Origin of the sequence: Flavobacterium sp. MK4S-17, from assembly GCF_009848495.1 — a bacterium.
GTDB lineage: Bacteria > Bacteroidota > Bacteroidia > Flavobacteriales > Flavobacteriaceae > Flavobacterium.
Map to the genome: position 1 here is coordinate 61,370 of NZ_WWEP01000021.1, position 16,321 is coordinate 77,690.

14 protein-coding genes and 1 pseudogene are annotated in these 16,321 nt (G+C 38.6%); 11 read left to right on the forward strand and 4 right to left on the reverse strand.

Going from position 1 to position 16,321, the window contains the following annotated elements:
• Nucleotides 1-4: 4 nt before the first annotated feature.
• Nucleotides 5-1,039 carry a sensor histidine kinase gene (locus GSF09_RS08440; protein ID WP_159800511.1) on the reverse strand — a complete coding sequence of 345 codons (1,035 nt, stop codon included), beginning with the start codon at nt 1,037-1,039 and terminating at the stop codon, nt 5-7.
• Nucleotides 1,040-1,261: 222 nt separating this feature from the next.
• On the opposite strand from GSF09_RS08440, the gene GSF09_RS08445 reads away from it, so the two are divergent.
• The 4 genes from GSF09_RS08445 (at nt 1,262) to murC (ending at nt 7,249) form a co-directional block, all read left to right on the forward strand.
• The gene (locus tag GSF09_RS08445) at nt 1,262-2,062 is read left to right on the forward strand and encodes a DUF5694 domain-containing protein (protein WP_159800512.1); all 801 of its coding nucleotides are present in this window, start codon (nt 1,262-1,264) and stop codon (nt 2,060-2,062) included.
• Complete coding sequence (locus GSF09_RS08450) at nt 2,059-3,471, forward strand: S41 family peptidase (RefSeq protein ID WP_159800513.1); 1,413 nt, start codon at nt 2,059-2,061, stop codon at nt 3,469-3,471. The genes GSF09_RS08445 and GSF09_RS08450 overlap by 4 nt, the downstream gene beginning before the upstream one ends.
• Before the next feature lie 161 nt (nt 3,472-3,632).
• Nucleotides 3,633-5,777 (forward strand): S46 family peptidase, encoded by a 2,145-nt coding sequence (locus tag GSF09_RS08455; RefSeq protein WP_159800514.1) that lies wholly within the window; start codon nt 3,633-3,635, stop codon nt 5,775-5,777.
• Nucleotides 5,778-5,890: 113 nt separating this feature from the next.
• The gene (gene murC / locus GSF09_RS08460; RefSeq protein ID WP_159800515.1) at nt 5,891-7,249 is read left to right on the forward strand and encodes a UDP-N-acetylmuramate--L-alanine ligase; all 1,359 of its coding nucleotides are present in this window, start codon (nt 5,891-5,893) and stop codon (nt 7,247-7,249) included.
• Nucleotides 7,250-7,377: 128 nt separating this feature from the next.
• Here murC and GSF09_RS08465 read toward each other — a convergent pair.
• Nucleotides 7,378-7,951 (reverse strand): annotated as a pseudogene (locus GSF09_RS08465) (DUF1287 domain-containing protein).
• A gap of 90 nt (nt 7,952-8,041) precedes the next feature.
• Here GSF09_RS08465 and radC point away from each other — a divergent pair.
• From radC to GSF09_RS08500, 7 genes are all read left to right on the forward strand, one after another.
• The gene (radC, locus tag GSF09_RS08470; protein ID WP_159800516.1) at nt 8,042-8,740 is read left to right on the forward strand and encodes a DNA repair protein RadC; all 699 of its coding nucleotides are present in this window, start codon (nt 8,042-8,044) and stop codon (nt 8,738-8,740) included.
• Nucleotides 8,741-8,755: 15 nt separating this feature from the next.
• Nucleotides 8,756-9,184 carry a cytochrome c oxidase assembly factor Coa1 family protein gene (locus GSF09_RS08475; protein ID WP_159800517.1) on the forward strand — a complete coding sequence of 143 codons (429 nt, stop codon included), beginning with the start codon at nt 8,756-8,758 and terminating at the stop codon, nt 9,182-9,184.
• 84 nt (nt 9,185-9,268) lie between these two features.
• The gene (locus GSF09_RS08480) at nt 9,269-9,898 is read left to right on the forward strand and encodes an ABC transporter ATP-binding protein (RefSeq protein ID WP_159800518.1); all 630 of its coding nucleotides are present in this window, start codon (nt 9,269-9,271) and stop codon (nt 9,896-9,898) included.
• Nucleotides 9,895-11,319 carry an ABC transporter permease gene (locus GSF09_RS08485; protein ID WP_236564866.1) on the forward strand — a complete coding sequence of 475 codons (1,425 nt, stop codon included), beginning with the start codon at nt 9,895-9,897 and terminating at the stop codon, nt 11,317-11,319. The genes GSF09_RS08480 and GSF09_RS08485 overlap by 4 nt, the downstream gene beginning before the upstream one ends.
• Nucleotides 11,312-11,800, forward strand: coding sequence for a hypothetical protein (locus GSF09_RS08490; protein WP_159800519.1), 489 nt, complete (start codon nt 11,312-11,314; stop codon nt 11,798-11,800). Before GSF09_RS08485 ends, GSF09_RS08490 begins: the two co-directional genes overlap by 8 nt.
• Nucleotides 11,800-12,489: a YjjG family noncanonical pyrimidine nucleotidase gene (locus tag GSF09_RS08495; protein ID WP_159800520.1), complete on the forward strand. Its 690-nt coding sequence runs from the start codon at nt 11,800-11,802 to the stop codon at nt 12,487-12,489. Before GSF09_RS08490 ends, GSF09_RS08495 begins: the two co-directional genes overlap by 1 nt.
• Nucleotides 12,490-12,491: 2 nt before the next feature.
• Entirely contained in the window at nt 12,492-13,205 is a 714-nt protein-coding gene (locus tag GSF09_RS08500; RefSeq protein WP_159800521.1) for a hypothetical protein, read from the forward strand.
• Nucleotides 13,206-13,209: 4 nt separating this feature from the next.
• Here GSF09_RS08500 and GSF09_RS08505 read toward each other — a convergent pair whose 3' ends face one another.
• Nucleotides 13,210-14,487, reverse strand: coding sequence for a replication-associated recombination protein A (locus GSF09_RS08505; protein ID WP_159800522.1), 1,278 nt, complete (start codon nt 14,485-14,487; stop codon nt 13,210-13,212).
• A gap of 56 nt (nt 14,488-14,543) precedes the next feature.
• Nucleotides 14,544-16,265, reverse strand: a complete 1,722-nt coding sequence (locus GSF09_RS08510; RefSeq protein WP_159800523.1) for a S41 family peptidase — start codon at nt 16,263-16,265, stop codon at nt 14,544-14,546.
• Between the last annotated feature and the right edge of the window lie 56 nt (nt 16,266-16,321).

A 16,321-nucleotide genomic window follows, 5' to 3' on the forward strand; every position in this document is an offset into this window, starting at 1 on the left:
ACTATTATTTTAAAGGGATATTTAAATAAGTTATAAAGGTATCGTTTTTACTGTTCTTTTCCAGGATATAGTTATTCCCATAGGCAAAGTTTAGCCTGTCGGTAAGGTTTTTATAGCCTATTCCGGTTGAGTAATAGTTTTCTCCCTGCTGTACATGATTAAAGGTTGAAACTTCCAGCCTGTCATTAGTAATAGTTATGGTTATACTAGCTTTTTTATCAGGCCTGTTCAGTACACCATGTTTAAATACATTTTCTGTAAAATGTATCAGGACAGAAGGAAGTATGCTTTGGTGCGTGTAATTACCGTTAATGTTAAATTCCAGATACATTTCATTTTCAAACCGGCGCTGTTGCAGGGCAATATAGTTTTTTATAAAATCAATATCATCTGAGAGCAACACCATTTCTTTATCATTTTCAGTTATAACATATCGCAAAAGGTCAGATAAAACCAGTAAGTCGTCAGCAAGTTTTTCATCTTTTTCAACCAGTTCACTGTAAAAGGAATTGAGCGTATTGAAAAGGAAGTGCGGGCTTACCTGCGATTTTAAAAGCTGGAATTCGGCTTTTTTATTTTCAATCAGTAACTGTTGGGCGCGGCGGCGGTAATTGTAAAGCTGCCATATAATATACATACCCGCGCTTAATATTACTGACGGAAGACCGAAAAAGAAATTATCTTTAAGGTAATAGGCAAACAGGCGTGAAGTTTCAAAGTAATTATGTATTCCTGTTAGTTCATAAACAATTACTTCCTGCAGCACATAGCGCACACCTGCAAACAATACAAGGGAAAAAGGGATTGAGAGTACATAAAAACCAATCTTTTTTTGCAGCAGCCACGGGCATAACACATAAAAATTAAGCAGGTAAATAAGGAAAACAGCTAAAAGATGGGTAGTGCTTAGCAATATACTGTAAAAATCGGTAACAGATTGTATATCCTCACCTTTTATGCCTATATCCCACAGCGTAAATATTATGTAAGCAGCCAAAAATAGTAGTAAATGGTATTTAAAAGGAATTTTGCTGTCCATGGTTATAAGTGTTTATCTTCCAAAAGTACATTACACGTATAAATAAAAGCATGTAATTGTACGAACCTGTATTTTCTTTAGATGAAACCCCTGAAAATTTATACAAAAAATAACAGCCATCCATATGTACTGTTTAATAAAGCTGAATTGCTGTTTCATCAAAAGTTTTAAAAGGAGCTTAGCCGGCATTGTAGTTTTGATTAGAATTTAAAAATAATTACAATGAAAAAAGCAGTATTATTATTTACACTTATAGGTGCACTTACCATTTCAGCACAGGAGAAAAAGAAACAGATACTTGTAATAGGAACATTCCATTTTTCCAATCCGGGGCGCGATGTTACTAAAGTAAAAACTTTTAATGTAATGAGTGAAAGAAGCCAGCAGGAACTGGAAAACATCAGTAATAAAATTAAGGCTTTTGCACCGGATAAAATATTTGTGGAGTGGAACCATGAACAGCAGCCTGCGCTTGATGCGTACTACAAGCGGGATACCGATAGCCTGCTTAAAAAAAATACAAATGAAATTGTACAGTTGGCATTGCGCAGTGCTAAAAAGCTGAAGCATAAAACGCTGTATGCTATTGATTATAATAATGCACTATTCCCTTATGACAGCCTTATTGAGGCGATGCAATATGCCGGGCAGCAGGAGATGATAGCTTTGGATGACATAAGAAGAAAAGAATATGAAACAGGACAGAATAAAAAAATTACTTCTTATACCCTTACTGAATTGCTTCTTGACATTAATTCTCCAGAGGAGGATAATGAAAATTTAGGCTGGTATATAACATTTGCCAACAGGGGAGGCAATAAGGATAGTTTTGCAGGAGCCTACCTGGTTTCAGAATGGTACCGCAGGAATATTTATATGTATTCACAACTGCAAAAAATCACATCTGCTGAAGATGATAAGGTAATGGTACTGCTGGGTGCGGGGCATACGGCTTTATTAAGGGATTTAATAAGGCATGATGCCATTTTTGAAATTGTTGAACTAAAAGATATACTGAAATGATACGCATTATAATTTTTATACTACTCACTTTTTTCGGGTATATCCAAAAAGCTTTTTCACAGGATACTCTAAAGTTAACAAAGCAGCAAATGATACAGGATATTGACCTGCTTGTGGATAGAGTGCATTATGCGCACATTAACTCTTATCATTACAGGAGCAGGGAAGAGTGGCAGGATTATATTGAAAATATGAAACAGGGACTGCCCGACACACTGGCACTTTTTGATTTTTGGAGAAAAACAGAGGAAATTTTTGTTTTTATGAATGATGCCCACACACGAACATATCCATCGGCATATTACAGGGATTATATAAAGGCAGGGGGCATGTTTTTTCCACTGAATATTAAAAAGGCCGGCAGTAACTATACTGTTTCAAAAGTATATGGTAATGATACTTTAATTAATAATAACCTTACCTACATAAAGTCTATTAATGATAAGCCTATTGATAGTGTGTTTGCCATGATGAAATTACATTCAGGGAAAGAACTTGACGCATTGGACGACAGGTATGTTTCAGACTCCTTTATTTTTTATTTCTGGAAAACCTTTAATTGGCAGCCTCCCTATACGATAGGTTTTATTAATGCATCGGGTAATTTACAATATGCAGAACTTGACGGCGTAACCTACCAGGATTTAAAAGAAAAGGAAGAGCGAAATAAAGCTGGAAAGCAGGTATGTGAACTCACTTTTATTAAGGATACTATTGCACTCATAAAAATCAGGGACTTTTACAGTATGTCGCGTAAGGGCTATAAAAAGTTTTACAGGAAAACGTTTAGGAAAATAAATAAACGAGAGGTTAAAAATATAATTCTTGACTTTAGGAACCATGATGGGGGAGATAGCCGCTATGGCGAAGACCTCGCAAAATATTTTGCCGATAAGCCATTCCGGGCAAGTGCGGCAACACACTGGAAGGTAACACCCGAATTCAGGACTAACTTTGCGCAAATGTATATTCCCGGTATTATGCGCTGGGCTAAATTCCTGTATGGTATCAATAAGCACACAAAAGCAATATACAGTGCAAAAGATAACGAGGTTGCGGTTGTAAACCATAAGCTTATAAAACCAAAGGCAACAGCACTAAGGCATCCTAAAAATGTTTACCTGCTTACAGATAATTATACATTTTCGGCAGGCTCCATGTTTGCAGCTATGGTAAAAGACTATAAGCTGGGCATAATAGTAGGGGAGCCTACAGGTAACTTATCGTCTTTTTATGCCGACCCGATATTATGGTATAAACTGCCCAATTCAGGTATTACATTTCAGGTTTCCACCAGTTTTAACCTGCGCCCTAACGGGCAAAATGATGACCATAGTATAGAGCCTGATGTTTATGTGGAAAGCAATCAGGATGCTCTGGAAAGAGCCCTGCAAATTATAATGAAATAGCAGGCAGTATTAAAGTTAAATTGCATGGCTGCGGCAAGCCTATTTGTAAAAATGCGTTATATTCGCACATTAATAAATAAAGTTTAATAGTGCATTTTTGTAACAAATATTCAAATTGGCATACTATTAAGCTTATAACAATTAACTTTTATCAAATCATAATGAAAAAACTTGTTTTATTCGTTACCATGTTTATCATGGTTTTACCCGTAAGGGCAGACGAAGGCATGTGGTTCTTAATGTTCATTGAGCGTTTAAACCACAGGGATATGCAAAAAATGGGGCTTCAGCTAACGGCAGAAGAAATTTACAGCATTAACAACCATAGCTTAAAAGATGCCATTGTACAGTTTGATGGCGGGTGTACAGCCGAAATTGTTTCAAAAGACGGTCTTGTGCTTACCAACCACCACTGCGGGTATGATGCTATTGCCGAGCTTTCCACTCCTGAGGCCAATTACCTTAAAAATGGTTTCTGGGCGGCTTCACGCAAAGACGAACTAAAACCAAAAAGCCTTTATGTACGCTTTTTTGTAAGGATGGATGACGTTTCTAAAAGGATACTTTCAAAAGTAAACGATAAAATGACAGAAGCGGAAAGGGAAAAAGCCATCAATGAGGAAATAGCCCTTATTGAAAAGGAAAATAACGAAGGAGGTAAATATACAGTTTCCGTACGTTCTTTCTTTCAGGGTAACGAATATTACTATTTTGTTTACCAGGATTATACTGATGTGCGTTTAGTAGGTACACCTCCTGAGAGCATTGGTAAATTCGGTGGTGATACAGATAACTGGGAGTGGCCCCGCCACACAGGTGATTTTTCTATGTTCCGCGTATATGCAGATAAAGATGGAAACCCTGCCGAATATTCGCCTGAGAATGTTCCGTTAAAGCCGAAGCACTACCTGCCTGTAAGCCTTAACGGTGTGCAGGAAAATGATTTTGCCATGATACTGGGTTATCCCGGCCGTACCAACCGCTGGATGCCTTCAGGGGGAATAGAGCAAAATGTAAAATATGCTTATCCTGCATGGGTTGAATCTTCAAAACTGGGCATGGATAAAATGAAGGTGCATATGGATAAAAATGATAAAGTGCGCCTTGATTATGCTTCGCAATATGCAGGTGTGGCCAATTACTGGAAAAACCGCCAGGGGATGATTGATGCCTTAACCAAGCATAAAACTGCTGCAACCAAAGCCAAGGCCGAGGCTGAGTTTAATAAATGGGCCAATAAGCCTGGCAACAAGGAAAAATACGGAAATGTTATAGCTACGCTTAATAATTACTACTCTAAAACAAATGAAAAAGCGCGCCATGACAACTACCTTGTAGGGCTGTTAAGGACAAGTGCATTTGCAGCATTGCCATACAGCATGGGCCGTGGGCTTGATGCGTATGCGAGTGCAGATGATGCTGCAAGGCAGCAGATACTTCCGCAGTTGCAGGCAGCTATAGACGAATATTATGGCAACCTGTATGAACCGCTTGAAAAAGATGTGCTTGCTGCACAACTTAAGCTTTATGCAACTAAATCTACAGGTTATAAAATTGCCCCTTATGTTGCAAAAATAGGAGCTGAGTATAATAATGACTTTAAGGCTTTTGTTGATAAGGCTTTTGAAACAAGTATTTTTACAACTAAGGAAAGGCTTGGCGAGTTTATTTTACACCCCAGCCTGGAAGTATTAAAAGCAGACCCTTTATACCTGCTTTCTAATGACCTGATTGCTCAGTACAGGGCTAAATCTGACGAGCAGGCTGAACTGGATGCTGAGTTCTCAAGGGCATTCCGTCTTCTTGTTCAGGGTATGAGGGAAGCAAACCCTGATGCAAAATATTATCCTGATGCCAACAGCACGCTTCGTTTAACGTATGGTAAGGTTAGGTCGTTGCCAAAAGATAAAAGGAATGATGCCAAAGTTAACTACTATACTACCATGAAAGGTGAAGTAGCTAAATACAAGCCAAATGACGAGGAGTTTGACCTGCCTAAAAAGCTGCTGGAAATGTATGAGAAGAAAGACTTTGGGCGTTATGCTGATAAAGACGGCTATATGCCGGTAAACTTCCTTACAGATAATGATATTACTGGTGGTAACTCAGGTTCACCGGTGCTTAACGGCAAAGGTGAGCTTATAGGTATTGCTTTTGATGGTAATATTGAGGCTATGGCCGGTGATGTTATATTTGATAAGGACCTGCAAAGGACTATTAATGTTGACATCCGTTATGTATTGTGGATAATTGACAAATTCTCAGGTGCAAAACACATTGTTGACGAAATGACAATAGTAAAATAGTTATAGTATAATATTTAGTGTTCTTTAAATCCGTGCTGCATTTGCAGTACGGATTTTTCTTTTTATGTATGTTCTATTTTAACTACATTTGAAAGATATTAACCATTTATAAAATGCGTACACACTTCATAGCCATAGGCGGCGCGGCCATGCACAACCTTGCACTGGCACTTCATGATAAAGGATATAAAGTAACCGGCAGTGATGATGCCATATTTGAGCCTTCGCGCTCAAGGCTGGAAAAGAAAGGATTGCTTCCGGCGGAGTTAGGATGGTTTCCTGAAAAGCTGGATAATACCATTGATGCCGTTATTTTAGGTATGCACGCCAAGCCTGATAACGCGGAACTGCTAAGAGCACAGGAACTGGGGCTTAAAATTTATTCTTACCCGGAATTTTTATACGAGCAGTCTAAAGATAAAACACGCGTGGTAATTGGCGGCTCGCATGGCAAAACCACAATTACAAGTATGATACTGCATGTAATGCACTACCATAATATTGATGTTGATTACATGGTTGGGGCACAGCTTGAAGGTTTCGATACTATGGTAAAGCTTACTGAAGATAGTGATTTTATTGTGCTGGAAGGCGATGAATACCTTTCTTCCCCTATGGACCGCAGGCCGAAATTTCACTTGTACCAGCCCAATATAGCACTAATAAGCGGCATAGCGTGGGATCATATAAATGTATTCCCTACGTATGAAAACTATGTGGAACAATTTGAAATTTTTATCAGCAAGATAACCAATGGCGGTATTTTGGTTTACAATGAAGATGATGCCGAAGTAAAGCGCGTTGCCGAAGCTGCAACAAACCCAATACGCAAGATACCGTACTATACTCCCGACTATACTGTAGAAAACGGTATAACTTATTTGCAAACTCCCGAAGGGCCTATGCCAATAGAGGTTTTTGGGGCGCATAACCTTAATAACCTTGCAGGGGCTAAATGGATATGCCAGAATATGAGTGTGGATGAAGCTGATTTTTATGAAGCGATAGCCAGCTTTAAAGGGGCGAGCAAGCGCCTTGAAAAGATTGGGAAAAAAGGCAATAATGTAGCCTATAAGGATTTTGCGCACTCCCCAAGTAAAGTGGCAGCCACAACAAAAGCTGTAAAAGAGCAATATCCTGATAAAACGCTTATAGCCTGCCTTGAACTGCATACTTACAGCAGCCTTAATGCCGAATTTTTAAAAGAATATGAGGGAGCACTTGATGCAGCCGATAAAGCAGTAGTGTTCTATTCGCCGGACGCTGTTAAAATTAAACAACTCGAAGAGGTTACTTATGAGCAGATAGCTAAGGCATTTAACAGGGAAGACCTTATTATTTATACCAATCCTGCTGCTTTTAAGGAGTATTTATTCAGCATTAAGCAGGACACGAAAGGGATTGCACTGCTTTTAATGAGTTCAGGCAATTATGGCGGCCTTAACTTTGATGAGGTTAAAACACTTTTGTAAACTGATAAAGGGACGGTATCAAAAGTGTTATTTGAATAAGTGAAGAATCTTAAGTGATTAATTATGTTAAGATACTTTTGTCATCGGAAAGACAAAAATATTTTTTTTACACTTTTGATACAGCCTATTTATTTTTTATATTGATAATGCCCTGTTATTTTATAACTAAATAGGCAGTCTTCCATTTCCTGTCCGCTGCCAATATTATGCACAATGAGGTGCCGTTTACCATCCCGTGATTTTTTATTTACCATAATGCCTATGTGCGGCAGCCCCGCCGGGAAGCGTCCATGTAACTATATCGCCGGGCTTATAATCTTCTGCTTTATTAGTAATAGGCTTAACCGTACCTTTTCGGGTTAAGAAAACCTGTAGGTTGGGTACGCGCCTGTGGTCAATATTGGTATCAGTGCCTTTAAGTCCCCAGTTTTTAGGATATTTAGAAAAGTTGGCTTTCATATCTAAGTGTACTTCTTTTTGCAGGTCAATATCAAGTTTGCGGTAGGCACGTATTACTACATCCGTACAAACACCAATTCCTTTGGGTACATCACCATTAGGATAAGGTATTTTATAATACTTTCCGTTATATCTTACCTTGTCTTTTGTTAGCGAAATGGCGGCATCCGAAAGTTTTTCATAAAAGCCTGATTGTATAGCAGGTAAAAAAGTGAAGATAAATAAAAATAGCAGTTTGTTCATAACCAGTTAGTTTTAAATAAAACGAAGCAATTTACATTCATAGTATTATGAGGTAATAATTTTGTTAAATTCGTACCCATACATATTGCTATGGAAGAAACCCAAAATTCCTTTTCAATTAAATACTGGGCAGAAGATGACAAGCCCCGTGAAAAATTAATGCTTAAAGGACGTGCAGCACTTAGTGATGCCGAGCTTATAGCCATACTTATCGGTTCGGGCAGCCGTAATGAGAGTGCGGTTGAGTTAAGCAAACGCATACTTGCCAGTGTAGATAATAACCTTAATGCCTTAGGTAAACTTTCGCTGCCACAGCTAATGAATTTTAAAGGCATAGGGGAAGCCAAGGCTATAACCATTGCAGCAGCTATGGAGCTTGGCCGGAGAAGAAGGGAAGAAGAAGGGATAGACTTAAAGCAGATTACTTCCAGCCGTGCTGTGTTTGAAATTATGCAGCCCATAATAGGGGAACTGCCCCATGAGGAATTCTGGATTATATTCCTTAATAACTCCAACAAGGTTATTTATAAAACCCAGTTGAGCAAAGGCGGTATAACAGGCACAATTATAGATGTACGAATTGTTTATAAAACCGCGTTAGAACATAATGCAACAGGTATAATACTGGTACATAACCACCCATCGGGGGCTTTGCAGGCCAGCGAACAGGATAAACATGTAACACGCCAGCTTAAAATGGCAGGGCACAGTCTTAGCATAAACGTGCTGGACCACGTTATTATAACCGAAAAGGCGTATTTAAGCTTTGCTGATGAAGGTATCTTATAAAATAAATAATACTAAATGGAAAACGAACTGATTAATGAAACTACATGGTGGCAGCGTAACAAAAAATGGTTTATACCTGTAGTTTTACTATTGTTGGCAGGTATGGCTTTTTTATTCAGTGGCAATAAATATATGGGCGATTTTGCACAGGCTTATACAGATATGCCCCTGTTTGAAAATGCGCTTGAAAAAGTTAAGGATAATAAAGAGGCTTTACAGTTGTTGGGTACCATCAAACCCATTGATAAAATGACGATAGCCGAGGGAGCTGTTGAATATTCGGATGACAAAAATAATATTACAGCTACAGTAACAATAAAAGGGAGCAAAACAAAAGCCAAAATGGATATAATTGCCAACAGGCAGGGCTCAGGTTGGAGTTACAGTTTACTAAAGGTAAGGACAAAAAAGCCCGTTCAGGAAATAGTAATACTTAAGGATTAACATATTTTCTTACGTATAAGCAGCCCGTTACAGTTTTATAATACTTCCAAATTCGCTAACTTGCAGTGCATATTATAAAGTGTAATGATAACTACAACTAACATACGGTTTTCCTATGGCAAAGGAACCATCTTTCATTTTCCTGATATTGTAGCCCAAAAAGGGGAAACCCTGTTGATAACCGGAGGTTCAGGTAAAGGTAAAACTACTTTGCTTCACCTTTTGGGAGGGCTTTTAAGGCCGCAGTCAGGGCAGATAATTGTGGATGATACCGACATTGCAACGCTTTCCGAAAAAAAGCTTGACCATTTCAGGGGGAAAAATATAGGGCTGGTTTTACAACAATCTTATTTTGTTGCATCGTTAAATGTGGTGGAAAATGTAGTTTTGGCTTCGTGGCTGGCAACCGGAAGGCAGGCAGCGGAAAAGGCAAAACAGCTTTTGGAGCAGCTTGATTTAAAAGAACAGATGCACAAACTGCCCTCGCAGTTAAGTATAGGGCAGCAGCAAAGGGTTTCCATAGCCCGCGCCTTAATTAACGAGCCAAGGCTTTTACTAGCCGATGAGCCTACTTCCAGCCTTGATGATGAAAATGCCTATAAAGTAGCCGATATGCTGTCGGCGCTTGCAAAACAGTTTGGTACTGCACTGGTAATTGTTACCCATGACCAAAGGCTTAAAGATCGTTTTCCTAACCAAATTACATTATCATGATTACTAAAATAGCCTGGAGAAATATTTGGTTTAAGCCGCTTAATACTTTACTTAGCATAATATTGCTTACGGCAAGTGTGGCTATTATTACTTTACTGATACTATTGCAAAAACAATTTGAAAAAAGCTTTAACAGCAATATAGATAATATTGACCTTGTATTGGGTGCACAGGGCAGCCCTTTACAGCTTATACTTTCATCGGTTTACCAGGTAGATGCCCCTACCGGGAATATAAGTTATGAGGAAGCAAAAAAATGGATGGACAACCCATTTGTTGAAACCGCAATACCACTTGCTTTTGGAGATAATTACCGTGGTTTTCGCATCGTGGGGACTACACCGGCCTATTTAAAAAAGTATGGTGCAGAAATTAAACAGGGCAGGATTTTCGATAAAAATTTTGAAGTGGTGCTGGGCAGTGCTGTTGCACAAAAAACAGGTTTAAAAACGGGAGATAAATTTTTCGGTTCACATGGTGACAGTGAGGAAGGAGAAGTGCATAAACACCATGCTTATATAGTAGTTGGTATAGCCTCGGAAACAGGAAAGGTAACGGATAACTTAATTGTAGGCAATATACCGAGTGTTTGGGCAATGCATGACCACGGCCACGAACATGCTGAAGGGGAAGCACATGACCATGAAGAAGGTGAACATGACCATGAAAGTCATCAACATGAAGACCATAGCCATGATCATGAAGGACATAGCCATGAAGACCATGACCATGATGCACACAATCATGATCATGAAGGCCATGAGGAGCACAATCATGAAGCACATAGCCATGATGCAGGGCATGACGGCCACGGGCATGAAATAGATAATGCGGAAGCGGATGAGCATATTGAGTGGCCTGTAAATGAGGAAGGAAAAGAAATAACCGCCGTACTCCTTAAAATGAAAAATAAAATGGCTATAATGACATGGCCGCGTATTATCCCTCAGAATACCAAAATGCAGGCTGCATCTCCGGGGCTTGAAATCAACAGGTTATTTTCGTTGTTTGGTATCGGGCTGCAAGCATTGCAATATCTTGCCTATGGTATCATGCTTATTTCTGGCATCAGTATTTTTATAGCGTTGTACAATACCCTTAAGGAGCGAAAATATGAATTTGCCCTTTTGCGTGTAAACGGAGCAACACGTTTCCAGCTACTGGCATTAGTACTTATGGAAAGCCTTATTTTATGTATTACAGGCTTCCTGTTTGGAACGATTGTTGGTAGGATAGCATTAAGCATAATATCCGGTTCTTCCGAAGAAGAATTTAAAATGGCTTTTAATCCCTTTGAGTTTGTTTGGGATAAGGAAGGATATCTGTTACTGCTCACTATCTTTGTAGGTATTGTGGCAGCAGTAATACCGGCTGTTAAGGCTTACAGTTTAAACATATCAAAAACACTTGCAAATGCGTAAATTATTTTTCTTTATACCTGTTCTGCTGATTTCTGCTTTCATGCTGACTTCTGTTGGCCAGCCTGAAAAAGCTTTTACTGCTGCCGGCTATACTACTGTAGTGGCAGACACCTTATCGTGGAAGCTGCTGGGGCAGATTAAGTATGAAAAGAAACCCAGCAAAGAATACCCGGAGGGGGTTATGTACCCTATTATAAACAGTACATTAAAAGCAAAAAAGAGCAAGCCTATTGTTATGAGCGGTTTTATTATTCCTATTGATAATAAAACTTATGCGCTTAGCAAAAATGTATTTGCATCCTGCTTTTTTTGTGGGCAGGCAGGCCCTGAAACCATAATGGGCATAAAGTTCAGGGAGCCGGGCATAAAACTTAAAACCGACCAGTATGTAACTTTAAAAGGTACTTTCAGGTATAACGATTCTGATGTGGATGACTGGATTTACCACATTGAAGATGCAGTAATTGTAAAGGGCAGGTAATGAGGATAAAGAATAAGAAGACCATATTTTTTGACCTTGACCATACATTGTGGGATTTCGAAAAGAATTCTGCACTGGCTTTTAATACTGTACTGGATAAATATGCTGTTAAAGTTGACAGGGAGGAGTTTATAAAGCAATATGTGCCCATAAACATTAAATACTGGAAACTGTACCGGGACGGGAATGTTACACAGGAGCAGCTCCGTTATGGCAGGTTAAAAGAAACCTTTGATATTTTAAATTATGTTGCTGCTGAAAATATAATTCAACAGCTTTCGGAAGATTATATAAAGCACCTGCCTTTATACAACCATCTCTATGACGGTGCGCTTGAAGTGCTTGAGTACCTTAAGGCAAAATATTCGCTTCATATTATTACCAACGGCTTTCATGAGGTGCAGGCAGGTAAATTAAAAAATTCCAATATCCACCATTATTTTCAAACGGTAACTAATTCGGAACTGGCGGGTTGTAAAAAGCCAAATCCTGCCATATATGAGTATGCGCTGAAAGCAGCCGGTGCAGAAAAGGAAACCAGTTTAATGATTGGCGACTGTATTGAGGCAGATGTACAGGGTGCGCTTGACTTTGGTATTGATGCTATTTATTTTAATGAGTTCCGTAAGGAAGCACATACCTCAATAAAACAGGTAAACCACCTTCTTGAATTAAGGAACCTACTTTAACTATGAAAAAACTACTACTTGTGTTTGCCTTGTTTTTATCAGGCATGGCATTTGCCCAGCAAAGCGTTAATGATTACAAATACATAATACTGCCCCGCGCTTTCGGTTTTATGAAAGAGCCTAATGAATTTAATCTTAGCCAGATTTCTAAGCTGATGTTTGAAAAATATGGCTTTGAGGTTTATTTTGAGCAGGACACTTTGCCCGACGATATGGTTATAAACCGTTGTAATGCCCTTTATGGTGATGTGGAAAAGGAACGGGCTTTTTTAAGCACCAATCTTTTTATTACATTAAAAGACTGCCGTGGCGAACTGCTTTTTAAATCGGCAACAGGAAAAAGCAAGGAAAAACAATTTCAAAGGGCTTATTATGAAGCACTGCGGGAAGCATCAAAATCTTTGGATGAGCTGAATTATGTTTATAAGAATGATAATGTTTTAACTTCATCATCAACAACTTCGCAGCCTGTGAGTACTGCAATGAAGGCTGATAATGAAAATTTACTTACTGCTGTGCCCACAGCCTATGGTTATGAGCTTATTGACGTTAAAAAGAAAACGGCGTTGAAGATGTATAAAACCTCTCAGCCGGATTACTATAGTGCAAAAATGGAAGATATAAACGGGGTGGTATTCAAAAAAGATGGTAACTGGGTTTTTGAATTTTACCGCAACGATCAATTGGTTTCCAATAAGCTGAATATTAAGTTTTAATTAGTTAATACCCATATTTATTTTTCCAGCGGTTTTTCAAAAATTCGCGCGTGGAATTTTCCCTGCTGTTATTACCCGGTTCATAAAACTTTGTGTCCTTAATTTCGTCCGGCAGGAATTGCTGTTCGGCAAAATTATTTTCATAGTCATGCGCATATTTATAATCGTCACCATAGCCCAATTCCTTCATTAGTTTTGTAGGGGCATTGCGCAAATGCAAGGGCACAGAAAGGTCGCCTGTTTGTTTTACAATCTGTTGTGCTTTGTTTATTGCCATATAGCTGGCATTGCTTTTGGGAGATGTAGCAAGGTAAACGGCACATTGGCTTAATATTATCCTGGATTCAGGGTAGCCTATGGTAGTTACAGCCTGAAAAGTATTATTAGCCATAATAAGTGCTGTAGGGTTAGCGTTGCCTATGTCTTCACTTGCCATTATCAGCATCCGGCGTGCTATAAATTTTAAATCTTCGCCACCTTCTATCATTCTTGCCAGCCAATACACAGCTCCGTTAGGGTCGCTCCCCCTCAGCGATTTTATAAAAGCCGAAATAATATCATAATGCTGCTCTCCCGTTTTGTCATAAAGCACTGTGTTTTTCTGCACAAGCTGCATAACCCTTTCATTGGTTATTTCAATAGTATCGCCTTCAGAAGCATTTATAATAAGCTCAAAAATATTAAGCAGTTTCCTTCCATCTCCACCGGAGAGTCTTATAAGCGCTTCAGTTTCTTTTAGGGTTATATTTTTGTGTTTCAGTATTTCATCTGTAACGATGGCGCGATGCAATAATGCCTCAAGGTCATCCTTAGTAAACGGGTTAAGAACGTAAACCTGACATCTTGACAATAATGCGGGAATAACTTCAAAGCTTGGGTTTTCGGTAGTGGCACCTATTAGTGTTACCCATCCCTTTTCTACAGCAGCCAGTAAAGAATCCTGTTGCGATTTACTGAACCGATGAATCTCATCAATAAATAAAATAGGATTCTTAGCAGTAAAAAGCCCGCCGCTCTGCTTTGCTTTATCAATAACTTCCCTTACATCTTTAACGCCCGCATTTATAGCACTCAAAACATAAAACGGCCTTTTGGATTCTTCGGCCATAATCTGCGCCAGGGTGGTTTTCCCTGTTCCCGGAGGGCCCCATAAAATGAGTGAGGGTATTATACCGCGCGCTATTTGCTGTGTTAATGAGCCTTCCGGCCCCACCAGGTGAAGCTGGCTGATATATTCTGATAAATGTTTTGGGCGTATGCGCTCTGCCAAAGGTGCTTCCATAGCGTAAAATTACATATTTATCTGCTACAGTTATTGGCTAACGATGTTAAACGCAGTTAATTTTTATGAATTATAGAAAGGGCTTTTTCCAGTATTTCATCATTGCCTTTTGCAATACCTGAAAGTGTCTGGTTAACATTTACATCAATTTTAATACCTCTGCGCTGTGTTGATGTTTCATCCGGGTAGTAAATGCCCAGCCCTGTGAAAACAGTTTCTATTTTACCCGGAAAATGAAATGGCTGTACATTTCCGTCAGAACCTGCGCTCTGGCTTCCTACAACTTTCACCTTATTGTTTCTCTGCAATGCCATAACCAGGAATTCTGCTTCACTTTGGGTAGCCTCACTCACCAAAACATATACATTACCTTTATAATGGCTATTGTTATTGCTGCCCAGCATATAGCCAATTTTTTTTCGCAGTAAGCCTGGAGATGTAACATCGGCATACGTATTCATAAAAAACACATCCTGTTTGGGCATTATATATGAAATAAGATTTAAAGTTGTTTGCCCGTGAGGGTAATTCCTAATGTCGATAATGAGGTTTTTATATTTTCTCGCCGCATCAAAGTTTTCCTCAAAATTACTGTTGCTTATGTAATCAAGGTTTATATAAGCTGTACTGTCAGGGTAATCTTTAATAATTATCTCCTCCTGATATTCATTCTTAATGCGTTTTTCTTCGCTTGAAAAAGTGGAATAATCTTTTAAATCAACCACAACTTCTATCTCCTTTCCTTTTCTCAGCAGGGTATATACCATAGTGCTTTTAACTGAACTTAATACATAAGGGCATATTATGCGTTGCTCACTTAGTGGGTTTGCACCTTTCATAATAGTGTTAAACTCCCTGTATTTTTCAATTGCGTTTTTACCTTCAATCTTTACTATTATGTCACCAATTTTTACTTTGCCATCATCCCATTTTGGTACACGCAGGCTTTTAACCATTATAGTACTGTCAATCATCATCACCCTGAAATTAGGTACATACCTACCATAAACCTCCCGGTCTAAATACTGAGATCTTATCATTGAGTGGCAATCATATAGCTTGCTGGATAATTCCTGGACAGCAAGGCTATACTGCCTGGCATTTTCAGCGTGGGAAAATTTGGGGATAAAATATAAAAGGAGCTCATCCCAATTCTCGCTCATGTCATTTTTATATACATAAAAATAGTTGATAATGTTCCAGTATCTTGAAAGTCCAAGCAGCCGGATATTTTTTTCGGGATAGTTACTGTCATTATATTTTTTTTCATTAGTAAAATTTATAGTCCCAATCCTGTTTTGTTCGGCAAATTCATTATCAGCAGCGTCATGGTTTATGAAAAGGAAAGAAAGGCTTTTTGCAATATCTTTATTAAAATATTTTTTATTGCCAAACCAGGCATTATCAATAAGGCAATAATCTTTTTCATTGTTTTGTATAGTTTTTTTCTCAGGTTTGGGAAACAGGGAGATAGTGCCTTTTATAAAATTCTGGTACTCCATTTTATCCATACTGCCAACGCGGCCAATATTTTTAAGGAAGTAATCATCCCAGTCTGTATCTGTCCCGTTAAAATTTCCATAGTATTTAAGGAATCCCCACACTTTAATAAAGTAGTATTGTTTTCCGGTTTCTGTAAATTCATTTACTTGGGCAGTACTTTTGTACTTTCCGTTTAAAAATACTTTATCTGTTTCAGGGTTCACACTTTGCGCAAGAGGTTTGTCAAAACACGATGTGAGCAGTATGGCTGAAAGCAATAAATAAAATTTTTTCATTACAGTAAGGTTGGTTTAAAAAATAAACGCATTACTTACAAGTTAAGTGTGTTGAC